20 protein-coding genes and 3 pseudogenes are annotated in these 22,745 nt (G+C 65.0%); 10 read left to right on the top strand and 13 right to left on the bottom strand.

The window, feature by feature from the left end; translation table 11 throughout:
* Positions 1–434 precede the first annotated feature (434 nt).
* The gene (locus DC31_RS13150; RefSeq protein ID WP_036281215.1) at positions 435–1,115 is read left to right on the top strand and encodes a response regulator transcription factor; all 681 of its coding nucleotides are present in this window, start codon (positions 435–437) and stop codon (positions 1,113–1,115) included.
* A complete protein-coding gene (locus DC31_RS13155; RefSeq protein WP_036280784.1) occupies positions 1,112–2,089 on the top strand; it encodes a sensor histidine kinase in 978 nt (325 codons plus the stop codon). The genes DC31_RS13150 and DC31_RS13155 overlap by 4 nt, the downstream gene beginning before the upstream one ends.
* A gap of 57 nt (positions 2,090–2,146) precedes the next feature.
* On the opposite strand, the gene DC31_RS13160 is transcribed toward DC31_RS13155, so the two are convergent.
* From DC31_RS13160 to DC31_RS18785, 8 genes and pseudogenes are all read right to left on the bottom strand, one after another.
* Positions 2,147–2,896, bottom strand: a complete 750-nt coding sequence (locus DC31_RS13160; protein WP_235201507.1) for an FAD:protein FMN transferase — start codon at positions 2,894–2,896, stop codon at positions 2,147–2,149.
* Positions 2,896–3,393 carry an FMN-binding protein gene (locus tag DC31_RS13165; protein ID WP_036280786.1) on the bottom strand — a complete coding sequence of 166 codons (498 nt, stop codon included), beginning with the start codon at positions 3,391–3,393 and terminating at the stop codon, positions 2,896–2,898. Before DC31_RS13165 ends, DC31_RS13160 begins: the two co-directional genes overlap by 1 nt.
* A gap of 14 nt (positions 3,394–3,407) precedes the next feature.
* The gene (locus tag DC31_RS19650; protein ID WP_235201508.1) at positions 3,408–3,827 is read right to left on the bottom strand and encodes a hypothetical protein; all 420 of its coding nucleotides are present in this window, start codon (positions 3,825–3,827) and stop codon (positions 3,408–3,410) included.
* Positions 3,824–4,828 carry a ferric reductase-like transmembrane domain-containing protein gene (locus DC31_RS13170; RefSeq protein ID WP_235201509.1) on the bottom strand — a complete coding sequence of 335 codons (1,005 nt, stop codon included), beginning with the start codon at positions 4,826–4,828 and terminating at the stop codon, positions 3,824–3,826. The genes DC31_RS19650 and DC31_RS13170 overlap by 4 nt, the downstream gene beginning before the upstream one ends.
* Before the next feature lie 359 nt (positions 4,829–5,187).
* Positions 5,188–6,071: pseudogene (locus tag DC31_RS20620) on the bottom strand (aminoglycoside phosphotransferase family protein).
* 213 nt (positions 6,072–6,284) lie between these two features.
* Positions 6,285–6,500, bottom strand: coding sequence for a hypothetical protein (locus DC31_RS18220; RefSeq protein ID WP_152545433.1), 216 nt, complete (start codon positions 6,498–6,500; stop codon positions 6,285–6,287).
* A gap of 32 nt (positions 6,501–6,532) precedes the next feature.
* On the bottom strand, positions 6,533–6,718 hold the full coding sequence (locus tag DC31_RS18780; protein ID WP_200872930.1) for a hypothetical protein: 186 nt from the start codon (positions 6,716–6,718) through the stop codon (positions 6,533–6,535).
* A 155-nt stretch (positions 6,719–6,873) separates the two neighbouring features.
* A complete protein-coding gene (locus tag DC31_RS18785; RefSeq protein ID WP_200872931.1) occupies positions 6,874–7,455 on the bottom strand; it encodes an SDR family NAD(P)-dependent oxidoreductase in 582 nt (193 codons plus the stop codon).
* A 102-nt stretch (positions 7,456–7,557) separates the two neighbouring features.
* Here DC31_RS18785 and DC31_RS13185 point away from each other — a divergent pair, with 102 nt between their 5' ends.
* The 3 genes from DC31_RS13185 to DC31_RS13195 all read left to right on the top strand — a co-directional run bounded on the left by DC31_RS13185 (position 7,558) and on the right by DC31_RS13195 (position 10,835).
* Positions 7,558–8,535: a helix-turn-helix transcriptional regulator gene (locus DC31_RS13185; protein ID WP_081813883.1), complete on the top strand. Its 978-nt coding sequence runs from the start codon at positions 7,558–7,560 to the stop codon at positions 8,533–8,535.
* 113 nt (positions 8,536–8,648) lie between these two features.
* Positions 8,649–9,077, top strand: coding sequence for a MarR family winged helix-turn-helix transcriptional regulator (locus DC31_RS13190; protein WP_036280788.1), 429 nt, complete (start codon positions 8,649–8,651; stop codon positions 9,075–9,077).
* Positions 9,078–9,212: 135 nt separating this feature from the next.
* Positions 9,213–10,835 carry an SPFH domain-containing protein gene (locus DC31_RS13195; protein WP_036280789.1) on the top strand — a complete coding sequence of 541 codons (1,623 nt, stop codon included), beginning with the start codon at positions 9,213–9,215 and terminating at the stop codon, positions 10,833–10,835.
* A 90-nt stretch (positions 10,836–10,925) separates the two neighbouring features.
* Here DC31_RS13195 and DC31_RS13200 read toward each other — a convergent pair whose 3' ends face one another.
* Positions 10,926–11,660, bottom strand: a complete 735-nt coding sequence (locus tag DC31_RS13200) for an ABC transporter permease (RefSeq protein WP_036280791.1) — start codon at positions 11,658–11,660, stop codon at positions 10,926–10,928.
* Between the two features lie 37 nt (positions 11,661–11,697).
* Here DC31_RS13200 and DC31_RS20625 point away from each other — a divergent pair, with 37 nt between their 5' ends.
* On the top strand, positions 11,698–11,913 hold the full coding sequence (locus DC31_RS20625; protein ID WP_442921912.1) for a hypothetical protein: 216 nt from the start codon (positions 11,698–11,700) through the stop codon (positions 11,911–11,913).
* 90 nt (positions 11,914–12,003) lie between these two features.
* On the opposite strand, the pseudogene DC31_RS20630 reads toward DC31_RS20625, so the two are convergent.
* A pseudogene (locus tag DC31_RS20630) lies at positions 12,004–12,446 on the bottom strand (ATP-binding cassette domain-containing protein); the annotation flags it as partial.
* A gap of 54 nt (positions 12,447–12,500) precedes the next feature.
* Here DC31_RS20630 and hrpB point away from each other — a divergent pair.
* A complete protein-coding gene (hrpB, locus tag DC31_RS13210; RefSeq protein WP_081813857.1) occupies positions 12,501–15,188 on the top strand; it encodes an ATP-dependent helicase HrpB in 2,688 nt (895 codons plus the stop codon).
* Here the strand turns inward: hrpB and DC31_RS17775 are convergent.
* From DC31_RS17775 to DC31_RS13225, 3 genes and pseudogenes are all read right to left on the bottom strand, one after another.
* A complete protein-coding gene (locus DC31_RS17775) occupies positions 15,081–16,025 on the bottom strand; it encodes an L-serine ammonia-lyase, iron-sulfur-dependent, subunit alpha (RefSeq protein ID WP_442921909.1) in 945 nt (314 codons plus the stop codon). The two genes, hrpB and DC31_RS17775, sit on opposite strands and share 108 nt — an antisense overlap.
* Positions 16,026–16,193: 168 nt before the next feature.
* A pseudogene (locus DC31_RS19655) lies at positions 16,194–16,531 on the bottom strand (serine dehydratase beta chain); the annotation flags it as partial.
* Between the two features lie 119 nt (positions 16,532–16,650).
* Positions 16,651–17,694, bottom strand: a complete 1,044-nt coding sequence (locus DC31_RS13225) for a helix-turn-helix domain-containing protein (RefSeq protein ID WP_160173242.1) — start codon at positions 17,692–17,694, stop codon at positions 16,651–16,653.
* Positions 17,695–17,797: 103 nt separating this feature from the next.
* On the opposite strand from DC31_RS13225, the gene DC31_RS20010 reads away from it, so the two are divergent.
* The 3 genes from DC31_RS20010 (at position 17,798) to DC31_RS18790 (ending at position 22,702) form a co-directional block, all read left to right on the top strand.
* A complete protein-coding gene (locus DC31_RS20010) occupies positions 17,798–17,932 on the top strand; it encodes a hypothetical protein (RefSeq protein WP_268748246.1) in 135 nt (44 codons plus the stop codon).
* A 147-nt stretch (positions 17,933–18,079) separates the two neighbouring features.
* The gene (locus DC31_RS13230; RefSeq protein ID WP_036280798.1) at positions 18,080–19,639 is read left to right on the top strand and encodes an FAD-binding oxidoreductase; all 1,560 of its coding nucleotides are present in this window, start codon (positions 18,080–18,082) and stop codon (positions 19,637–19,639) included.
* A 30-nt stretch (positions 19,640–19,669) separates the two neighbouring features.
* Positions 19,670–22,702 (top strand): aldehyde dehydrogenase family protein, encoded by a 3,033-nt coding sequence (locus tag DC31_RS18790; RefSeq protein ID WP_200872932.1) that lies wholly within the window; start codon positions 19,670–19,672, stop codon positions 22,700–22,702.
* Positions 22,703–22,745: the final 43 nt, after the last annotated feature.

Raw genomic sequence — 22,745 nt, forward strand, 5'->3', positions numbered from 1 at the left:
GGGTCCTCCCAGGAGTCAGCGATGGACCATGCCGGAACGCTTGGGGCCTGATCACGGGGCTGGGCGGGACGGTCACGATATGGGCGGTGGTTCAAAGCTGGCGAGTGTGCGGCCCTGAACAATTTGGGCCAAAACTGGAAACAGTGTGGGCACTTCCACTTAGCGACATGGACACTTACCGGCTGGGTAGCGGGTGGCAGTATTGCATGCCAGCGTTCGCGGGTAACCAAACTGTGACCGCTTACCTACTCGCTACCGTCGTAGTCGCTAGCTGCCTTGCAATCGGCATACTCATCGATAGACGGCGAGCAGCCGCCAGGCGCTCGCGCGCCCAACCTCCCAGCTAGGAGAGGAGACCGCCGCGGTGAGACGCGACTGAGCCGGAAGTCGGGCGTACGCTGGTGATTTCGATCGCGGACGACAGGACGACGACGATGGACGACACGGCACAGGGACCGCGCGGTTCGCTCCTCTATGTGGAGGATGACGCGGAGATCGCCGCGCTGACGGTCGAGGTGCTGGAAGACGTGTACGACGTTGATCATGCCGCCGACGGCGAGACCGCGCTCCGGCTCGCGCTGAGCAAGCGGTATGACGCGATGGTCGTCGATCGGCGGCTGCCTGGAATGGACGGCGTCGACTTCATCCGTGCCGTGCGCACCGCGCACATCACGACTCCGGTCCTGATGCTGACGGCGCTGGGCAGCGTGGACGATCGTGTCACTGGTTTGGACGGCGGGGCGAACGACTATCTGGTGAAGCCCTTCGACTACGACGAGCTGCTGGCGCGCCTTCGAGCGCTGCGACGTGCGTTCCGCGCTCATGGTGCACGACGGCAACTCGGCGAATGGGTGTTCACGCCGGACGCGCAGGCTGCGTATGACCCCTCTGGAATCCGGGTGGCGTTGACCGCGACCGAGAGCGCGCTCCTGGAGCTGCTCAGCGCCAGCCCCGAGCACGTGTTCACCCGGGAGGAGATCCTCCGGGCCGTCTTCCACGAAGGAGACACGGCGAGCTCGGTAGACACTTATGTGCACTATGTGCGGCGCAAGACGACCCCCGAGATGATCGAGACCGTCCGTGCACGCGGCTACCGAGCAGGAACGCCCTCATGAGCGACGATGACACGAGACGCGTGCGTCGCGCAGCGTTGTCAATCGGGCTCTGGGTGGGAGTCGCGTCCGGCGTGATCATCGCGATCGGCATCGGGATACTCATCGCCGTGGTGCTCGCGACCTCGCGACGCGAGGGTGAGGAGCATGGCGGGGGCTGGTTCGGCGGGCCTACCGGCCCGAGGGACGACTTCATCGTCGACATCGACGTGGTCGTGCCGGCTGTGATCATCCTCGGAGTGATCGGCGTGGTGCTACTTGCCGCGGTCGCCGCCGTCGCCGCCCGCCGATCAGTGCGTCCGCTCGGCGAGGCTCTGCGCCGGCAGCGGAACTTCGTGGCGGACGCCAGTCACGAGCTCCGCACGCCGTTGACCACGCTGACGAGCCGTATCCAGGTGCTGCAGCGCCGCCATGATCGCGGCGAAGACGTCGGACCAGGCCTCACCGATCTACGGCATGATGCGGACATGATGGCCGACGTACTCAACGACCTACTGATTGCGGCCGAGGGCGAATCCGCTGCCGACGGGGATGCGGATCTCGCGACGACGGCAGCCGCGGCTGTCGCCGCGATGACGACGCTCGCGCAGGAGTCCCAGGTAACGCTCACCATCGATGTCGATCAGGAGGTGCAGGCGCAGATACCGACCGTGACGCTCGTTCGCATCCTGGTCGCCCTGCTCGACAACGCCGTGCAGCATTCGCCTGCCGGAGGCACCGTCTCGATCCGCATCGGGCGGGATGTCCGAAACGCGACGGTACGCGTCATCGACGAAGGCTCCGGGATCGAGGGGATCTCGCCGGGGCAGGTCTTCGAGCGGTTCGCGCGTCCCCGCGAGAGCGGACGCCCCCGCAGCTTCGGGCTTGGCCTGTCGCTCGTGCGGGATGTCGCTCGCCATGCCGGGGGTTCCATCGAGGTAGAGCGGTCGACATCTACCGGGACGACCTTCCTGCTCACGCTGCCTGCACGCCGCTGAGCGACTGCGGATCCACCACCGTGTGCACATCGACCATCGTCGTGCCGAGCCAGCGGGTCACCCGAGCATCATCGTCGACGACGATCCCGGTGCGGGACTCCGCGGCCGCGATCCACGAGTGATCGACGGCACCGGCCACCACTGCGGCCGTCGCCCAGACGTCCGCCTGCGTGAGTCCGTCGGCCACGATCGTGGCAGACGCGCGCCCGTGGCGGGTCGACCGGTGCGCGGGTCGAGAATGTGATGCCCGCGCTCCGCCGTTCCCGAGGTCGCGACGGCGCCGTTGAGCACATCGACCACCGCGATCATCTGCCCGCGGTCGTGAGGATCGGCAATTCCCACCTGCCATCGCCAGTCGGCTCCAGCGGCCGTGAACAGCTGCAGGTCTCCCCCGGCGTTGATCCCGACTGCGGCCGCAGATGACAGCAGCGGCTCAAGGTGCCGACGACTCGCCTCTTCCACAGCCCAACCCTTCACATATCCCGTGGGATCGAACCATCCCCGCCACCGCGCTGAGAACAGGCCGCCGGTCGCCTGCTCGGCGTGCTCGCAGGCATCCGCGACCAGCGCCACTCTTTCATCCGCATCCGCCACGGCGAGCTCACCGCGGCGGATGCGACTGATGTCGGAATCAGCGCGATATGTCGAGAAGACGCGGTCGACTTCGCGAAGCTCATCAAAGCACTCCCGGACCGCCTGCTCGACGTTCGCAACGCTCGCTCTTCCCGGCGAGATCAGATGGATGCTCATCGGGATTCCCATGATCTCCTCGACCCATACCCGCTTCGCTTCGTTCGCGGTACGCATCAGCTCTGCGCCTGGTCGATCGCGCTCTGCAGCGAGGAGAGGTAGCCACCGCTCGTGTAGGTGGCACCGGACACCATTTGGATCTGCGAGCTCTGCGCTTGGATCGTCTCCGAGACGAGCCTCGGAATCGCGGTGCCGTTGATCTGACGGTCCCGGCCGTTGCTGTTGGGGTAGTTGACTGCCTGCACATCGCTGACCTGTCCACCGGACACAGTGATCTGCACCTGCACAGGACCGTAGCGCGTCTGCGACGGTTGGCCGGTGTAGGTTCCGTCCGCGAGGCCGGTGCTCGAGGTGGTCGAGTTCGAGCTGGTTCCCGTGCCCGATGTGGTTCCCGTGCCGCTCGCTCCGGTGTCGGTGGTCGTCGCCGAACCGCCCGCGGTCGCTGTCGTCGCGCTGGCGTCTGTCGGTGTGACCGCGTCCAACGAGGTGCGATAGCTGAACAGCAGCACGAGACCGCTGACGGTCGCGAGCAGCGTGTAGAGGATCTTCTTCATGGCGGTCTCCCGGCTCATATCGTGAACGACTCGGAATGGATGCGGTGGGCTGGGAACCCGGCGTGCACCAGGTCTCGTCGGAGGTCCTTCATCCAGGCTTCAGCGCCGCAGATGAACACGTCGTGGTCTTCGGGGTCCGGCACGAGGTGGCGGAGGAGATCCGCGCCGGTCCACGCCTCGTGCGTGGCGGGGATCCAGCTCGATGCGCCGGACGATCGCGGCCCGACGAACGGCAGGTAGCTCAAGCCGCGGACGCTGACGAGGTCGGCGATCGCCTGCTGCCGAAGCGCGTCCTCTGCGGCGGACTCCCGGGCGATGAGCATCGCGTCTCCCGGTCCGTAGTCTTCCGTCTCGAGGAGGGCGACGAGTGGTGCGACGCCGGCGCCCGCGCCGATCATGAGCAGTTTGGTTCCGGTGCGGCACTCGCCGGTCATCTCCCCGTAGGTCCTTCCACGATGACCCTGGTGCCTGGGACGAGCGCGGTGAGCCCTCGAGTACCGTCACCGACCACGCGGGCGGTCAACGTCAGCTCCCGGCCCGGCGCAGCGGAGAGCGAGAAGGGATGCCCGCGGGTCCAGCCAGGCCCATCAAGGAACCGCCAGACGAAGAACTGGCCGGCCTTGGCACCGAGCGAGGGAAGGTTCCGGCCGGCGACGCGGATAGTGATGGCCCGCGCGCCGTCCGGTTCCACCCCCGCCACACGCAAGGCTTGACGCGAGGACCGCAGCACCGGCATCCCAATGCGGAAGAGCAGCACCGATCCCGCGGCGAGCGCCCAGATCGACCACCAGTAGGCGGTCGCGATCGGCGAGGACAGGAAGTCCGCACCCGTCCACAGCTGGTGCGGCAGCGCGAGGCCCACGCCCAGGTAGGCATAAAGGTGCAGGAGGTGCCAGGACTCGTACCGCAGGCGCCGACGAGCGCGCCGGATCGAGGTCACGACCCCGAGCAGGATCAGCAGAGTGCCGGCAGTCGCCAGCAGCATGCCTGGGTACTCCCAGATGAAACTCCACAGCTGGGCGAGCGGGTTGATGCCGGCGGCCATCGCGTAGCCCACCGCGAGCAGCGCGATGTGCGCGCCCATCAACCAGAACGACCAGAATCCGACGAAGCGATGCAGACGCGTGATCCCGTCGCGACCGAATCCACGCTCGAACAGCGGAACGCGCGCCATCAATAGCACTTGAAAGAGCAGTAGGTTCGCCGCGACCAGCCCGGTGAGGCGTCCAAATGTCGTGACGGTCTCGGCGTTGAGCCCGAGGACGGCGACCACTCCGCCGCCGGCGACCCATAGAGCGACGACGAACAGGCTGGTCGCCCAGATCACCGTGATCGCGGCTGCACGCCACGCCTTCGCTCGACGATGGGTCGCCCGCCGAGGCGTCGGAGACGGGGAGGGGACGGCCGCACCGGGTCTCGTCGTCAGAGTGGTCATAGGGTCATCGTGCTGGCCCGACTCTGAGACAGATCTAAGGAACAGTCCTCAATAGGCAACTCATAGCTGGTTCTCAGGCAACGCCGCTGGTTCCCAGGACTGCACCGCCGGACCGCGAAGTTCATCACGGTCGTCACAACGACGACATGCGTCCGGTCATAGCTTGTGACGGCCGCATGAAACCTCTGCGTCCGCACAAACCGGAAGGTCACTCATGTCGAGAATCGTCGAAAGGAAGCGAACGATGAGCACACAACACGAAGATCGTACGCGATCGGCGTGTAGTGCGGTCGACCCGCGCCCCGGCGCGCCTGCCGAATACGATCGTTAGTGGGAGGCACGGGAAAAGAGGGTCGTTCTTATCCCGTCGTCAGGTCGTCCACGTCGCTCAGCACGGCATCACGTGAGCGCCCGTATTTGGTAAGCACCTCTTCGGGGGAACTGATGAGGGCCTTCCACAGCGCCCACGCAGCTCCTCGTAACCATGCATCCTCCGGCAGCTCTAGCCGGTCGTGCAGTCGATCACGTTCGCGAGAACTGCAACTCAACCATGCGAAGGCCAGGTCGCAGGCGGGATCACCAACGCACGTCTGTCCGAAGTCGATAAGCGCCGCCAATTGGCCGCTGCTCTTGAACAACATGTTGCCTGGCGCGACATCGCCATGGACCCACACCGGCGGCTCGGTCCACGCTGTGGCCACAGCCGCATCCCAGAGCGCCCGACATCCCTCAGCGTGACGTCTGGCCAGGAGGGGGAGCCTGCCCTGTATCTCCTCGCCAACCGCGCTGATGTGACAGCCGCGGTAAGCAGATGCGCTCCCCGCCCATGGGCCTCCGACCGTGTCGCAGGCCTGCAACTCCCTCAGGCGTCGCCCAAGCTACTGATGGCGCTCTCGCGCTCGCGCGTTTCAACCGCGGTTAAAGTGTGCCCCTCAATCCACTCGCGAACGGACCAAGGTCGGTTGAATGCCGCCGAGGGGGCCCCGGTCGCTACTACGCGGGGGATCGCGACGCGAAAGCTGGACACGAGGATCGCGAGGGTTTGCTCCTCCCGGACTAGGCCGGCGACGTAGCCGTCAGCGCTCGGGAGGCGGATAGTCATTCGGTCACCAAGCCGGAACGTGCGATTGTCCCACCCCTGAACTTCCACAGGTCGGATCAGCAACTCCGACCACTGAGGGAACTGCTCCGACACAAGCGAGCGAACCAACGAAGAAGTGATCTCTTCGAAAGCGGCAGCCATCGCGCCAGCTTAGTAGACGACCCGCGAGCACTCGGAGATTCGCGCCGACGCCCGAAACTGATCGTTATCGGTCGTGACCGTTCATGCGATGCGAAGCGACGCTCTATTGCAGTTTCTCTCTTTGGCCATACTGCGCCGTGCGTGCCCGGGCACCACCTCCTCAAACGCCAAATTCAGGCTTGTGTCGTGGGCAGGATGAAGAGATCGGCGACGTTACGTGCGATGGTGCCTGGGCTGCGTAGACGACGACATTACCGATGTCGGCCAGGGCGAGCGTTTGCTGGGTGGAGGCGTGCGCACGGAGGACGTTGCAGAGCTGGGGTCGCTCGTGGTGTCCAGAAGGTCGGTGCCCACGCTTCCTGGTGCGATGGCCTCAGTGCCGCTGGATGCTCCGGTGATGAGAGCGGTTTCTCCGGCGTGGTCGGTCATGACGGGGCTTCCTTTCGTAGAGGGTGGTGGTGTTAGAGGTATGTGACGCCGGTGAGCTTTTCGGCGGCACTCCAGAGGCGCTTGCCGACGGTGGGATCTTTCGCCTCGTTCGATGCTTCAACGGGTGTCACGTTGCCCTTGCGTTCTCCACTTCCGCTGGGGCCAAAGAAGTCGCCGCCTCGGACGATCGGCGCCGTCGCAGCGTGGAGCTGATTCAAGGCGCCTTGTTCCGTGGGCTGTGTGGCGATCGCGGAGAAGATCCTCCCCATCATCTGCGCCGCGGCGCCGCGGTCTTTCCACGCACTGTCGATGAAGTTGGAGCGGGACAATCCGGGGTGGGCGAGGGCGCTGAGGATCGGTGACCCGGCCCTGCTCAGTCGACGGTCGAGTTCGATTGCGAATGTCGTTGTGGCGAGTTTCGACGCCCCGTATGCCCGGTTCGCGTTGAAGCGTTTCTCCCACTGGAGGTCGTCGAAGTCGAGATGGGAACCTTGTGGGTGATGGAGCTGAGGGAGACGACTCGTGGTTCGCGACCTCGGGCAATCGTGTCGAGCAGGAGTCCGGTGAGGGCGAAGTGACCGAGCATGTTGGTTCCGAGGTGGAACTCGAACCCATCGACTGTGTTTTGACGGCCAGCGAGGTTCTCGGCGCCGGCATTGTTGATGAGAAGGTCGATCGCTCCGAAGTCTGCTGCAATTTCCGTGGCGAAGATCCGCACAGAAGCGAGCGAGGCGACGTCGAGGGCGCGGACCTGGAGTCGTGCTCCCGGAACCTTCGCACGAATACCGTCGGCTGCGTCTTCGCCGGACGCGGGCTTACGGACGGCCAAGATCACCTGGGCGCCGTGTCGCGCGAGTTCGGTGGCGGTGACGAGTCCGAGCCCGGAGTTCGCGCCGGTTACGATCGCGGTTCGTCCGGTCTGGTCGGGAATCTCTGCTGCTGTCCAATGGGTCATGGTCACCGACGCTACGAAAGAAACGCATGATCTCCGTCGTCCTGCGTTGCCTAGGTCTGGCAGGACGACCCTGCTCGTGTGATCGAAGACGAGAATGGTGCTATGACCATCGAATCGTCACCGGCCCGTGAACTTGGCCTGTTCCTGCGTTCTCGACGTGAGCAGACGACCCCGGCGCAGCTCGGACTCGAGCCGGGCGGCAGACGTCGCGTCGCTGGCCTTCGACGTGAAGAGGTCGCCGCGCTGGCCAGCCTCAGCACGGACTATTACCAGCGGTTGGAACAGGGCAGAAATGCCCACCCGTCCGATGCGATCCTTGACTCGATATCCGACGCCTTGGACCTCGACGAGGTCGAACGCTCCCACCTGACGCGCCTCGCCCAGGCTTCACGAAACCCTTCGGCGACGCCCCGACGCCACCCCGCCCGCGTGCCGCGGAACGCCCGCGCCCTCCTCGACGCAACAGAGCTGCCCGCGTTCATCGTCAGTGAACACCTGGACGTCCTTGCCTGGAATCCGCTTGCCGCCGAGCTCCTCGGCGACCCGGAAGATCTGCCCCCTGCGGAACGAAACGTGTTGCTCACGCTTTTTCACGACGAGGCTCAGCTGCGTTTCGCCGACTGTCGCGCCATGGCGATCGAGTACATCGGGATGCTCCGATCCACTATCGCGCGGGACCCCGAGCATCCCCGTGCCATCGCAATCGTCGGTGCGCTCTCCGTTCGCAGCGCCGAGTTCCGCACCCTCTGGGCTCGACACGATGTCCGGGACCACGTTGAAGGACGCCAGACCATTCGCCATCCTCGAGTCGGCGACATCGATGTCGAATGGGATGCTTACAGCCTCGCCGGCGGAGCCACCATGATCGTCATGACACCCCGACCTGGTCACGAAGACCGCCTACGGCTGCTGGCTGCACTCACCCCGGAGCGCAGGTTTCGTGAGACAGAACAACGAGCTCCCGAGCGGCAGGGATGGACCTCAGGCCGAGTGCGATTGGACAAAAGTCCACACCCCCAAACTTTCGTGACCAAACCGTTGCATTCGTTACCGCGTCGTTATACAGTAATTACACGGTGAATGTTTGCTGTGGCATCCACCGAATGTGATTGCAGGACACTCTTGGTGCAAGGGACAAGGGCCGGTCGGGAGCCTCTCCGACCGGCCCTTCACTATTCCAGTACCCTGAGTGCATGACTGATCGCAAGCTCGCCCTTGAAGCATGGGAAAGTTTGTTCCGCGCCCAGCATGAGCTCCTCGCCGCAATGGGTGCCGACTTCGAGGGCACCACGATCACGCAGGCGGAGTACGACGTGCTGCTGACCGTCACCCGCTCGCCTGAGATGACGGCACGCCTCCGCGATGTGACGGCGAATATGCTGATCAGCCAGCCGAGCGTCTCACGTCTCGTTGACCGCATGGTCAGTAGCGGCTTGCTCACAAAGAGCGCCGATCCTGAAGACGGTCGCGGTTCACTGCTCACCGCAACGGATGCCGGCGCCCACAGCTTCCGCTCGGTCGCAACAGTCCATGGGCGCTCGATCGCCGAGCGAATGTCATCGCTCAGCAACGAAGAGCTACGCACACTCCACTCGTTGACGCAGAAGCTCCGCGGCGCCTGACGGCACCTCGACCTGACGGCACCTCAGCCTGACGGCATCCTCATTCGGGCACCACTGCCCTCGGCTTGGCAGGGCATATCTGGCATAGTCGAACGTGATGCCTCCGCGAAAGACGGAGGCCCGGAGGGGAACACTATGGAGATCGCCGGAGCTGTCGGCATTCTGACTCTTGTCGGCATCGGCGTCGTCATCTTGATCGTGCTTGGCCTGATCGTGCTGCTGTTTGCCCGCAGCTGGATCAAGGTCGCACGCGCGGATGAGGCACTTGTCATCTCAGGTCGCAAACAAAAGGTGCAGCGCACCGTCGAGACGCGCAACGCCGACGGGAGCATCTCGGGCCAGCCCGAAATGGTCGAATCGCCGGTCACCGTGATCGTCAACGGCAAGTCGCTCGTCAACCCGATCACGCAGCGCCACGAGATCATCTCGCTGCGCTCGCGCCAGGTATCGCTAAACGCTGAGGCGCAGTCGCTCGACAGCGTGACGCTGAACGTCGACGGCGTCGCGATTGTGAAGATCGCCTCCGACCCGCTCTACGTGCGCCGCGCCGCCGAGCGTTTCGCTTCGCAGGACAAAGCGATCGAGCAGTTCACCACAGAACAGCTCGAGGGCGCTTTGCGTGGAATCGTCGCAACGCTGTCGGTCGTTGAGCTCATGCGCGACCGCAAGAAGTTCTCCGACCAGATCGCCGCCGACGTCTCGCAAGACCTTGCCGAACAGGGTCTGATCCTCGACTCTTTCCAGATCAAGGGCATCACCGACGCCGTTGGCTATATCCGCTCCCTCGGGGCTCCCGAGATCCAGACGAAGCGCCAGGCTGCCGAGATCTCGCAGACCAACGCCGACCGTGCAATTAACCAGAAGGTCATCACCAACCAGGAATCCAACCTGGTTGAACAGACCGCCCTCGACACGAACACGGCAAACGCAAACGCCGGCATCGGCCGGGCCCGCGCCGAGGCTGAGCAGGCTGAGCACCTCGCACGCGCACAGGCCGAGCAGGCCGTTCTTCAGCAGAACGCTGAGAACCGTCAGGCGCAGCTGGATGCTGACGTCAAGCGCGTCGCCGACGCTCAGCGCTACGAGGCGGAAACCCGCGCACAGGCTGAGCTGTACACGCGCGAGCGTGCGGCCGAGGCCAGCGCGATCGAGCAGGTGAAGCAGGCTGAAGCTCGCACTCGCATCGCTGAGCAGCAGGCAGATGCTGACCGCGCCCGTGCCGCAGGTGAAGCGGCCGCCGCCGAGGCAAAGGCGACCGGTGACGCGAACGCGCTGCGCGCATTGGCCGAGGCAGAGTCCGAGGCACGTCGCCTGCGCGCGAACGCAGAAGCCGACGCCATCCGCGCCGAGGGTGACGCCCGCGCCTCTGCCCTAGAGGCCGAAGCGAAGGCTATCGCGTCGAACCAGGAAGCATTCCTGTCGCAGCGAGTCCTCGATGTGCTCCCCTCGATCATGAGCGAGTTCGCGAAGGGCTACGCAACGATCGGAAGCGTGTCGATCATCGGCGGCTCCGGCGAAGACGGCGCCTCGAGCGTCATCGGCGCCGACAGCGCGAAGGCACTGAAGTCGGTGTTCGACAGCGTGAGTGCGGCGACCGGCCTCGACCTTGCTGGAATCATCCAAGGCCAGGCCGTCGGCCGTGGCATCGGTGACGGAATCGCGAACGCGCAGACGTCGCCAGAGGCTCCGAAGCGTGCGGCGAAGAAGGCCGCCACGTCGACTGCTGCTCCGCCGCCCCCGCCCGCAGCGGCTGAGTAACTAGTCAGAAGGCGCCGGCATGGATCAGCTGATCCGGCCGGCGCCTTCTGCGTGCGCGGCGCAACGAGTCAGTGTGCGCGCCACTGCACGTTAGCGCGTGCGACGGCGCAGGGTGAGGGATGCCAGCACGAGAGCACCCACCATGAACGCAACGACTACCAGCAGCGGACCGAACACGTCCCCACCTTCCTTGCCGGCAGCGACGGCATTGATGGTGTCGATCGCATAGCTCAGCGGCAACCAATCCGAGATCGCATGCAACACGTCTGGCATCTGGTCGCGCGGCATGAAGAGCCCGCCGAGGATGATCTGCGGAAATACGAGCACCGGCATGAACTGCACCGCCTGAAACTCGGTCTGCGCGAATGCACTCGCCAGCAGCCCAAGAGCCGTGCCGAGCAGCGCGTCGACGACCGCAACGAGTCCCAGTTGCCAGAGCGGTCCATCCACGGCGAGTCCGCAGACCCAGACCGCGAACCACACGGTGATGACGGCCTGCAGCAATGCCATGACTCCGAAAGCCAGCGCGTAACCGAGGATGAAGTCGGCCTTGCCCAGCGGGGTCGTCATGAGCCGCTCGAGAGTGCCGGATTTACGCTCTCTGAGCGTCGTGATCGACGTGATCAGGAACATCACGATGAACGGGAACAGCGCGAGGATCGCCCCTCCGAACCGGTCGAACACAGCGTCTTGCTCGCTGAAGAGCCACGCGAAGAGCCCGACGAGCACGCTCGGCGCGACGATCATCAGCGCGATCGAGCGCGGGTCGTGGCGCAGTTGCGCGAGCACGCGGCGCGCGGTGGCGAAGAGGTTGCGGCCGTTCACTCGCTGGCCTCCTCACGCAATCCGCGACGAGACGTCGATGCTGCTTCTGATCCCTCTCGATCAGGGTGAGGAACGCAGCATCCGGATCGTCAGCGCCCGTGTCGGCGAGCAGTGCGTGCGGCGTCGTGTCGGCAATGATGCGGCCGGACCGCATCAGCAGCAGCCGGTCACAGCGCAGCGCCTCGTCCATGACGTGGCTCGAGACCAACAGCGTCACTCCATGCTCTGCCAAGCCGCGGAAAAGTCCCCATAGCTCCGCCCGTAGCAGGGGGTCAAGACCGACCGTCGGCTCGTCGAGAACGATCAGCTCGGGCGACCCCACCAGCGCCATAGCGAGTGAGGCGCGACTGCCCTGGCCACCGCTGAGCGATCCGACGAGTTGGTCAGCCTGTGACGTGAGTCCGACTTCGGCGATCACGCGCTCGACATCGTCACGAGACGCGCGCAAGATCGTCGCGACGTACCGAAGATTCTGGCGCACCGTGAGATCGTCGTACACCGCGGCGCCTGCGTGCCATATGCCACCCGCCACCGTAGGCGTCGCGACCCGGCCGGTTCCCCGAGAACAGTGACATTGCCCGATTCGACCCGTTGCACGCCGACGACCGAGCGCATCAGCGTCGTCTTGCCGCAGCCAGATGGTCCGAGCAGCCCGGTGATCTGCCCGCGCGGAATCGACACATCGAGGCCATCGAACACTCGCAGTGTGCCGCGACGCACGCGAAGCTGCGAGACCTCAACTGCCGGCGCATCCATCATGTGCTGATTGTCCGCCCGCGGCGCCATCACAACAAGAGCGACTCGCGAACGCACGTCTTCCGAACGCGAGAGACTGGAGAGGTGACCCCCACCCCCTTCGACCTGTCAAGGATCGGTCGCGGGCTCGCGTTCGCGTCGGCGGTCGATGATCTGCAGGATGCGCTCGCGCGGAGCACCTCCGTCGTCATCAGCGCCCCTCCCGGGACAGGAAAGACCACACTCGTGCCCCCGATAATCGCTGACCGCGTCTCAGGTCGTGTGATCGTCACCCAGCCCCGCCGAGTCGCAGCCCGCGCTGGCGCCCGACGACTCGCGCAACTCGACGGATCGCCGCTCGGCTCCCGCGTGGGGTTCACCGTCCGCGGCGAGCGCCACGTCACCGACTCGACCAGGATCGAATTCGTCACCGCCGGTGTGCTGCTTCGACGCCTGCTCGATGACCCCGGCCTCGACGGGATCGGCGCAGTGATCATCGACGAGGTGCACGAGCGCGCCCTGGAGACGGATTTGCTGATCGGCCTACTCGGGGAGGTCCGCGAACTGCGTGACGACCTCGTCCTCGTCGCAATGTCGGCAACGCTCGACGCCGACCGATTCGCGACGGTGCTCGGCACGGACGCGTCTCCGGTGCCGATCATCACGCAGACGGCGCCGGCTTTTCCGCTCGATGTGCGCTGGGCGCCGAGCGCTGCACCTCGCTTGGATGAGCGCGGAGTAACCTGGGCGTTCCTCGACCACGTCGCGAGCACCGCGGTTGCCGCACACCAAGACTTGATGCGCACAGACCCTGCCGCCGATGCTCTGGTCTTCGCGCCGGGTGCGCGAGAGGTCGCCGAGATCGCCAATCGCATCCGTCGCCTCGCCCCGGAGTTCGACGTGCGCGAACTGCACGGACAGATCCCCGCCGCAGAGCAGGATGCCGTGATCTCCGGGCGGGCCCTCGATCAGCCCGCGCGGATCATCGTCACAACTTCACTCGCCGAGTCCTCGCTGACCGTACCCGGCGTGCGCCTTGTCGTCGACACGTGCTTGTCACGTGCTCCGCAACGGGATGCCGCGCGCGGCATGAGCGGGCTCGTGACAGGTCCGACATCCCGTGCCTCTGCCATCCAGCGTGCAGGACGCGCCACCAGACAAGGACCGGGCGTCGTGGTCCGCTGCGTCGATGAACGGACCTTCGCCGCGGCACCCGCGCGCCCTGCGCCCGAGATCGTGGCGGTGGATCTCACCGACGCCGCCCTGCTCCTTGCCAGCTGGGGTGCACCCGGCGGCATAGGTCTTCGGCTGGTTGACCCGCTTCCCGCTGACAGCCTGCGTGATGCCATCGCCGTGCTGCACGGGCTTGGCGCGATCGATGCGGATGGCCGCGCCACCGATGAGGGGCGACAGCTCGCCCGTATCCCGACTGATCCTCGTCTCGCCCGTGCGCTCCGAGACGGCAGCACCCTGGTCGGCGGGCGTGAAGCGGCCGAGGTTGTCGCGCTGCTCAGCGGAGATCTTCGCGTCACCGATGGGGATGCCGCGAGCACACTCACCGCACTCAGAAACGGGCGAAGCCACGATTCCCGGCGGTGGGAGCAGGAGGTCCGGCGGCTCACACGGTTCACCTCGACAGGCGCTACGCTCGGCGCCAGTGATCCGACCGGACTCGTCATAGCCCTCGCATTCCCCGAGCGGATCGCACGCCGCGTCGATCAATCGCCCCACGGTGCGACCTTCCTCCTCGCCTCCGGCACCCGGGCGGGAATCACCGGCCCGCTCGCGAGCGCCGAATGGCTGGCGGTGGCCGACGTCACCCGGGCGCAGGGGAGGGCGGCCGCAGGAACCGGAGCGATCATCCGCACCGCCGCTATCATCTCCGAGAGCCAGGTAGAGCAGGCGGCGACGCATCTGATCACTGATCGTGTCGAAGCAGAGTTCGTGAACGGACGCGTTGTCGCCCGCCGTGAACGTCGCATCGGGGCGATCGTCCGCTCGTCCGTCCCTGTGCGCGTGCAGGCGGGCGACGGCGGGCGGGATGCCGCTCGCCGCGCCCTCGAAGCACAAGGACTCGGAGTGTTCGCCTGGTCAGAAGCCGCGGACGGTCTGCGGCGCCGGCTTGCTCTGCTGCATCGTGAACTCGGAGCCCCCTGGCCAGACGTCTCGGATGCCGCGCTCCTGCCCACCCTCGATTCGTGGCTGGGTCCGGAGCTGTCGTCCCTCGCCACCGGCACGCCGGCCGCCCAGATCAATCTGGCACCGGCGCTCCGGCGAGTGCTGCCGTGGCCCGCCGCGGTCGAGCTCGATGCTCTTGTTCCGGAACGACTCGAGGTGCCGAGCGGATCGCACGTCCGCATCATCTACCCGCCCGTTGATGATCCAACCGGCCGCCCCGTCGTCGCGGTGAAGCTGCAGGAATGTTTCGGATGGGCAGAGACTCCGCGTCTCGTCGGAGGACGAGTACCGGTGCTGTTTCACCTGCTCTCCCCCGCGCGGCACCCGCTCGCAGTGACCGACGACCTCGCCTCGTTCTGGGCTGGTCCATACTCACAGGTGCGCGCAGAGATGCGCGGGCGCTACCCGAAGCATCCGTGGCCGGAAGATCCCTGGTCCGTCGCGCTACCCGGCACACCACGCGTCGCGCCGCCCGGGAATGACGCGACGTGTCCCACATGTGGCGTCTCAGCACTCGATAACGTTGACCGCGAGGCCGCCCTCGCTGGTCTCTTTGTACTTGGTCGACATGTCGATGCCAGTCTGCCGCATCGTCTCGACGACAGCATCCAGTGAGACGTAGTGGTGCCCGTCCCCGCGCATGGCGAGGCGCGCTGCGGTCACCGCGGTGGATGCTGCGATCGCATTACGCTCGATGCAGGGGATCTGCACGAGTCCACCGATCGGGTCGCACGTGAGACCGAGGTGATGCTCCATCGCGATCTCGGCGGCGTTCTCGATCTGCCGGTTCGTACCGCCCATGACGGCGGTCAGGCCGCCGGCCGCCATCGCACAGGCGGAGCCGACTTCGGCCTGGCATCCGCCCTCCGCACCTGAGATCGATGCGTTGGCCTTGAACAACGAGCCGAGAGCGGTCGCCGTCAGTAGAAAACGACGGATGCCGCGGCGGCGGTTCGCCTCGGCGTGAGCGGCCTCGTCCGGCGCGAGACCTTCGACGGGCTCAGAGGTCGATAAATGGCGCTCAAGAGGCGAACCAGCAGGTCGCCCGAACCCGAACAGCGCACTGCCGACCAGCTCGCCGTGCGGCGTGACCGCATTGCCGGATCCGAGCCCGGAGTCGGCGAGGAACCGCCACCAGTACATCGCGACGGCCGGAAGAATGCCCGCGGCACCGTTCGTGGGAGCAGTAACGACTCGTCCACCGGCGGCGTTCTCTTCATTGACGGCAAGCGCAAAGGCCCCGAGCCACTCCCCCGGCATTTCTCGCGCACCGTCCGATTCGACCTCTTCGAGCTGCTCGCGGATTGCGAGGGCGCGGCGCTTCACTTTGAGGATGCCGGGGAGCACACCATCGGCGTGCAGACCAGCATCCACGCAGTTGGCCATCGCATCCCAGATCGCGTCGAGCCCGGCAGCGACGTCCTCTTCCGAGCGCAGAGCCGTCTCGTTCATGCGCGCGACGTCGGCAATCGAGATGCCATGTTCGTCGCAGAGTTCGAGCAGGGAGGCCGCATCTGCGTAGCCGTACGGGAAGGATCCGGTCGCAACTCGCGCTTCTTCGCCCTCGCGTCGGATGAATCCGCCGCCGATCGAATAGTAGGTCTCCTCCGTGAGCGCTGCCCCGCTGGCGTCGTATGCCGTGAGCGTCATGGCATTCGGATGCCCAGGCAACCGGGTGCGCGGCGCGAACTCGATGTCTTCCTTCGCGAACGGAATCTCGTGACTGCGTCGAGAAGCAACGTGCCACCAACAGGGAACTCGCCCCACGCGGTGCGCACATCTGCGGGGTCGCACGACTCAGGCGCCAGCCCACGGAGCCCTGCCACCACAGCATCCGGTGTGCCGTGTCCGATTCCGGTCGCTCCGAGCGAACCGTAGAGGGTGCAGGTCACGCGCTGTACCTCGGCGAGTACGCCTGTGGCGCTCAGCCGCCGGGCGAAATCGAGCGCAGCCCGCATCGGTCCCACGGTATGGGAACTCGAAGGCCCCACTCCGATGGAGAAGAGGTCAAAGGCTGAGACGTACGCTGTCACAACCCCAGGCTACGCCGGACCGCCCCGGGCGCGGCGATTGCGGTCTATTCGCGTGGGCTCGTCGGAACGCTGAGTTGAGGAAAGGCGTGCACCAACTCGAGAGCCGCGAGCAGTTCTTGCGGACGCAGGAGGGTAGAGCGGTCGAGCTTCTCTTCGGCTCGCTTCACTCGATACGCGATAGTGGTGGGTGCGACATGCGATGCTTCTGCCGCGAGCTGCCGGCTTCGCCCGGCGACGAGAAACAGCCGCAGCGACTGCCTTATGGACACTGACATCGGATCCTCGCCAAGCAATCCCGTCAGCTCCCGCTGAACGAAGGCGCGCGCGTGCTCCTGGTCTGCGGCCACGAGTGCGAGCAGGCTGACGTCGTCGTAATGAGTGACCATCTGCGCGCCGGGCATTTGGAGGCATACGTCCCGCGTCCTTCGCGCAGCCACGGTGGTTGATCGGAAGCCATTGGCGCCCGATTGCACGAGGCCGAGGGCGAGCCTCATGCGTGACGGGAGTTCTTGCTCAATGATGTCGACGTCAATGGGAGCGTCGTGAATAAAGGACCAGTGAAACTCCACATGGTCTCCACGTTCGATGATCAGCCATGCGCTTGCTCGATGCCGCAGCGCTACACGCTCCGCAAAGCGGAACGCACTGTTATCGGAGTCGAACGTCCGGTTTCCGCCGGACGCCCAGCCCAGTGCGGCGAGATGATACTCCCGCCACGAAATCCCGAGAATACGCTCGCCCTCGGAGGACGGTTCATCACCGTCGAGCAACGAGTCCACTACCCGGCGCCGCTCGACCAGAATCCGGCTCTCGCTTTCCAACCGCTCTCTTGCGTAGGTGGCGCTGATGTCAGAGACGTAGCGATCCATGAAGGTGGCGAGCATGTCATTCTGTCTCCGGATTTCGAGCAGCAGCGAACCGGGCGGGACCGTCGCGCCGATGACATCGAGAAGCGCCTGCTGCACCGCGGTGTGACACGCCCACACTGTCCGCAGGAGCCGATCGAGGGGGATGCCGGTCCTCGCTGCGACACTTGCATCGTCGAGCGCCGCCTCAGGCGTGACGACGTGCAGCGACCCCTCGCTCAATCCGACCAAACTCGTCAGCAGACACTCTTCGCAACCGCGATATACGCCCACATCACTCGGACTCGCCGACGTGCGCAGCTCAGCCGTGAGATGAGAAACCACTGTGTCCGTCACCTCGGCCGCCCAGGCCGTTGCCTCCGAACCGATCCTCTCCGCAGCCCAGGACCGCAACTCCGGCGACGCTGCCGAGGGCACGTCCCGTGACGGGTTCAACGCGGCTAGCCACTCACGCATCTAGACTCCTCGGCCCTTTATCGTCTGACAACAATAGCCCGCCTATTCTTCATCTTCAGCGTAGGAGAATTCCACGCGAAGCGACAGCGAGACTGTTCAACGGCGGCATCCAAAGAGGGAAGCGCCCGACCCGAACACACTGGAGCTTTCTATGTCAATCGCCCACGATACGAAGGAGCGAGTCGCGTCGATCGATGAAGCTCGCATAAGGCTCATCGAGCTGATCGGTCACGAACACGTGCTGACCGGAACGCGGGCGCGTGAATTCCATGACCCGTGGGCGACGGCGCAGACGCCAACACCGCTACCCGCCTTTGTCGTCCAGCCGAAGGACGTCGAAGAGGTTCAAGCGATCGTCAGACTTGCGAACGAGCTAGGCCTCCCGATCAGTGTGTCGTCACAGGGCCGAAATTATGGTTATGGCGGGGCAGCCCCGGTTTCGGCGGGAATGATCAGTATCAATCTTCGTCGTATGAACCAAGTGCTCGAGATCGATGAGCAGGGTGGCTTTGCGATCCTTGAGCCCGGCGTCTCCTTTGCCCAGCTGCACGGAGAGATCAAGGCTCGCGGCGCGAAACTATGGGTCTCGACGCCGGATCTGGGCTGGGGCAGCGTGATCGGAAACACCGCGGAGCACGGTCTCGGATATACGCAGTTCGGCGATCATGCGGCAGCGGTAGCTGGCATGGAAGTCGTCCTGCCAGACGGGACCTTGCTGCGAACCGGGCTATGGGCCTTACCTAATAACTCTCTCGGCGCACGCGCCAAACGTGGCTTCGGCCCATCCATCGACTCGCTCTTCCTCCAGTCCAACTTCGGCATCATCACGAAGATGGGAATCTGGCTCACCCCAGAGCCGGAGATGTTCACTGTCGGCTCCGTCATCCTCGATGATGCAGCCGAGATCCCCACGCTGATCGACGTCCTCGCCCCTCTGGTCCAGGACGGAACAATCCAGGGCATGCCACTGATCGTGAGTTCTCCCGAGCCGGAGGGCGGACGCTGCGGTCCTCTCGACGACACCAGCGGCCGATCGAAGAAGCACAAGATGTCAGCAGTGTTCCCTCCTGGGCGGGTGAACGCTCGCGTCGGGTTCTACGGGCACCCAAGCCTGGTGGCCGCCCGCGAGACGATCGTCCGTGACGCCGTCGCTCACATCGCGGGTGCGACGGTTGAGCTGCACAACTACCCTGGCGACGTTGATCCGGCCACCGTGCATCCACTAGATCTCGTGCCTGCTGGCATCCCCAATCAGTTCCTCCTCGACATGCTGCAGAAGCACTTCGGCGCATCGGTCGGTCATTTCGATTTCTCTCCAATCCTCCCGTTCACCGGTGAAGCTGCGGCCCGCCACGAGAGCATGGTGATGGAGATCCTCGACCGCTACGACCTCGTCGCCGGCTTCGGATGGATCGCGCAGTCTCGCTCACTTATCGGCGCGTGCATGGTCATCTTCGACTCTGCTGATCCGGACGAAGCGGCTCGCGCCCGAAACGCGGTCGACGAGATGATCGCTCGCGCTGCCGAGTGGGGATGGAGCGAGTACCGCGGTCACGTGACGATCCACGATCGGATCTCCTCCCTCTATAGCGCAGGTGATGATGCGCTGCCCCGTTTTTACTCACGCCTCAAAGACGCGATCGACCCGGCAGGCATTTTATCTCCAGGTGGGCATGGCATCTGGCCGTCCACTGCCCGAGCTCAGCGCTGACCCGCACCACTCCCACGAAAAGGCACCCAAATGCGTGATGTTCCTCCTCTCTCCCCCACGATGATCATTCCCCGGGCCGCACGCCCGACACAGCAGCAGCCGGCAGATGTGCGTTGGGATACGGACAACAAATTCTTGAACGGCCCGTTTGCCCCCTGGACCGACGAGTCCGCGGAGTTCGATCTTCCTGTGCTCGGCACGCTTCCAGACGACCTCGCCGGGGCGCTCTTTCGGATCGCCAACAACCCCCGGTTCGCACCCCGTGACCTTGATCGTTATCACTGGTGGGAGGGTGACGGCGGTGTCGCTGCGACCTACATCCGTGACGGCAAGGCATCGTTTCGGATGAAGTGGGTCGAGACCGACTCAATGAAGATCGAGGTGGCCGCCGGAGAAGCCCTCTACAGCGGATTCGTGAATGGCTCCGGCCCCGCAGGCCCCGGGATGCTGCCGGTGGGCGCACCCCCGGCAAAGAATGTCGCCAACACCAATGTCGGCCTGTTCGCCGACCACCTTCTCGTCTATTTCGAAGGTGGGCTGCCGACGTCGATGAACGCCGAGAGTCTTGAGACTTACGGCGCATTCGATTTCGACGGCGGTATCGATGTGCTGTGCACTGCGCACTACAAGCTCGATCCGCACAGCGGCAACATGCTGTTCTTCGCCGCCGTCGGCACCAGCTTGACCTGGTACGAAGCGGACGCGAAGACGGCAGGAATCGTCGACAGTTTCACCTTCGACATGGGCTGCCCGGCGATGGTTCACGACTACATCGTCAGCGAGCACTACGCAATCTTCCTCATCTCGCCGACTCAGTTTCGGATGGACCGCATCATGCAGGGGCGTCCTGGCGTGTTGTGGGATGAAGCAGCCGTCCCGGACGGAAGCCGTTTCGCGGTGCTCGACCGCCGCACAAAGCGCGTGACCTGGTACGACACCGGTCTCATGCTTGCGCCCACGCACTTCTTCAACGCGTTCGAGACGCCGACCGGGATCGTCGTCGATCTCCATGTCATCGCGCGCCTCGGCAACCCGGCCGACCACGCCGACGATCCGGTTGGGTCTCACACGTGGTTCCCGCCAGCGATGGCCTGGCGTTTCACACTGGATCATGCCACGAAGAAGGCGACGAACCGCATGCTGAGTGGCGTCGCCGGTGAGTTCCCGAAGATCAACGATGCCCTGCTCGGGCAAGAGTTGCAGTTCGGCTATTTTGCTACGACTCGCAACCTCACTTCCGACACGATGACGGACGGACTCGCCCGCTTCGACTTCGGAACCGGTCAGACGATCGTGATCGAGGGCGTCGATGGCCTGACCAACCCCAGCGAACCGGTATTCGTGCAACGTCGCGGTGCCACCGCCGAGAACGACGGATATCTACTGACGTTGTGGTGGAACCGCGCAACCGGACTGTCGGAGCTCTTGGTGCATGACACCGACGCATTCGACTCAGAGCCTCTCGCGCGAGTCAAGCTCCCGGCACGCGTGCCTTCGGGTTCCACGGGCGTGGGCAGAAGCGGAGCATCTCGACGCGGCGGTCGCGGCCCAGCGCGCAGCATCCGTCCTCTGACTATTCCTATGACCCACAGCCGACACGACAGGAGCATCACAATGAGCAACAACTGGGATAACCGTATCTACAGCACCGGCGGTTTCGTCACCAGCCATGGCGGCACCACCAACGTCACCGCACCTGCCACTGGCGACGTCATCGCCACTGTGGGCTGGGCAGACATTCAGGATCTTGATGATGCCGTCGCCGCGGCGAACCGAGCGCAGCCCGCCTGGGCGGCCCTTCCTTACACCGAGCGTGCCGCCGTCCTGGCCAAGGCCGCAACGCTCCTCGGCGAGGCGCCGGAGCGGTTGACGGATTGGCTCGTGCCCGAGGCTGGCTCCGGACAGGGCAAGGCCGCGTTCGAAACTGGCCTCGTGACATCCGAGCTCGCCGAAGGCGCCGGTCTCGCATCGCAGCCGTACGGCCAGCTCCTTCGCAGCATGAAACCGCGTCTCTCAGTGGGGCGTCACGTTCCGGTGGGTGTCGTCGGCGTGATCAGCCCGTTCAATTTCCCCGCCATCCTGTCGATGCGCTCGGTCGCTCCTGCGCTCGCACTCGGAAACGCCGTGATCCTGAAACCGGACCCTCGTACACCGATCTCTGGCGGCTTGGCACTGGCAGATATCTTCGCTGACGCTGGCCTCCCCGATGGCCTCCTCCACGTACTCCCCGGCGGCGCTGACGTCGGCGCAGCCCTCGTGGCGCACCCCGATGTGCCGTGCATCTCGTTCACCGGTTCCACCGCCGCGGGGCGAAAGATCGGCGAAGCCGCAGCTCCCCTCCTCAAGAAGGTTCATCTCGAACTCGGCGGGAACAACGCGCTTCTGGTGCTTCCGGACGCCGATGTTGACGCGGCAGCATCCGCGGGTGCATGGGGTTCGTTCCTGCACCAGGGCCAGATCTGCATGACGACGGGGCGCCACCTCGTACACAAGAGCCTTGCGGATGCGTATACCGCCAAGCTCTCCGAAATTGCCGCCCGTATCACCGTCGGCGACCCGACAGACCCCACCAATGCGCTCGGGCCGATCATCGACGAATCGCAGCTCAAGAAGATCGATTCGATCGTGAAGGCGACGGTGGCCGCCGGTGCGACGCTCCGCGAGGGCGGTTCCCACGAGGATCTGTTCTACCGGCCGACGGTGTTGGCCGATGTTCCCCTGGATTCTGTTGCGTTCACGCAGGAGATCTTCGGACCGGTCGCGCCCATCACCACGTACGAAACGATCGACGAAGCCATCGACATCATCAACGCGTCAGAGTACGGACTGTCGGTCTCGATTCTCACCGGTAACCCGTTCAAGGCTTTCGAGTTGGCGGATCGGATCAAGTCCGGTGCGATCCACATCAACGACCAGACCGTCGACGATGAGGCCACGGCACCATTCGGCGGGACGAAGGCCTCGGGCTCGGGGGGACAGTTCGGATCTTCTGTCAACCTCAGCACCTTCTGCGATGTGCAGTGGGTGACCGTGCAGTCCGAAATCGAGAGGTACCCCTTCTAGACGCAAGTACGGCACTCCCCAGCGAGTGCCGTACTTCACATTG

The sequence above is a fragment of the Microbacterium sp. CH12i genome (genome assembly GCF_000685355.1).
Classification (GTDB): Bacteria; Actinomycetota; Actinomycetes; order Actinomycetales; family Microbacteriaceae; genus Microbacterium.

What these genes read in the sequence shown, in the direction of transcription:
- DC31_RS13150 (WP_036281215.1), top strand. Translation starts at nt 435, where the DNA reads ATGGACGACACGGCACAGGGACCGCGCGGTTCGCTCCTCTATGTGGAG.
- DC31_RS13155 (WP_036280784.1), top strand. Translation starts at nt 1,112, where the DNA reads ATGAGCGACGATGACACGAGACGCGTGCGTCGCGCAGCGTTGTCAATC.
- DC31_RS13160 (WP_235201507.1), bottom strand. Translation starts at nt 2,896, where the DNA reads ATGCGTACCGCGAACGAAGCGAAGCGGGTATGGGTCGAGGAGATCATG.
- DC31_RS13165 (WP_036280786.1), bottom strand. Translation starts at nt 3,393, where the DNA reads ATGAAGAAGATCCTCTACACGCTGCTCGCGACCGTCAGCGGTCTCGTG.
- DC31_RS19650 (WP_235201508.1), bottom strand. Translation starts at nt 3,827, where the DNA reads ATGACCGGCGAGTGCCGCACCGGAACCAAACTGCTCATGATCGGCGCG.
- DC31_RS13170 (WP_235201509.1), bottom strand. Translation starts at nt 4,828, where the DNA reads ATGACCACTCTGACGACGAGACCCGGTGCGGCCGTCCCCTCCCCGTCT.
- DC31_RS18220 (WP_152545433.1), bottom strand. Translation starts at nt 6,500, where the DNA reads ATGACCGACCACGCCGGAGAAACCGCTCTCATCACCGGAGCATCCAGC.
- DC31_RS18785 (WP_200872931.1), bottom strand. Translation starts at nt 7,455, where the DNA reads ATGACCCATTGGACAGCAGCAGAGATTCCCGACCAGACCGGACGAACC.
- DC31_RS13185 (WP_081813883.1), top strand. Translation starts at nt 7,558, where the DNA reads ATGACCATCGAATCGTCACCGGCCCGTGAACTTGGCCTGTTCCTGCGT.
- DC31_RS13190 (WP_036280788.1), top strand. Translation starts at nt 8,649, where the DNA reads ATGACTGATCGCAAGCTCGCCCTTGAAGCATGGGAAAGTTTGTTCCGC.
- DC31_RS13195 (WP_036280789.1), top strand. Translation starts at nt 9,213, where the DNA reads ATGGAGATCGCCGGAGCTGTCGGCATTCTGACTCTTGTCGGCATCGGC.
- DC31_RS20625 (WP_442921912.1), top strand. Translation starts at nt 11,698, where the DNA reads ATGCTGCTTCTGATCCCTCTCGATCAGGGTGAGGAACGCAGCATCCGG.
- DC31_RS17775 (WP_442921909.1), bottom strand. Translation starts at nt 16,025, where the DNA reads ATGAACGAGACGGCTCTGCGCTCGGAAGAGGACGTCGCTGCCGGGCTC.
- DC31_RS13230 (WP_036280798.1), top strand. Translation starts at nt 18,080, where the DNA reads ATGTCAATCGCCCACGATACGAAGGAGCGAGTCGCGTCGATCGATGAA.
- DC31_RS18790 (WP_200872932.1), top strand. Translation starts at nt 19,670, where the DNA reads ATGCGTGATGTTCCTCCTCTCTCCCCCACGATGATCATTCCCCGGGCC.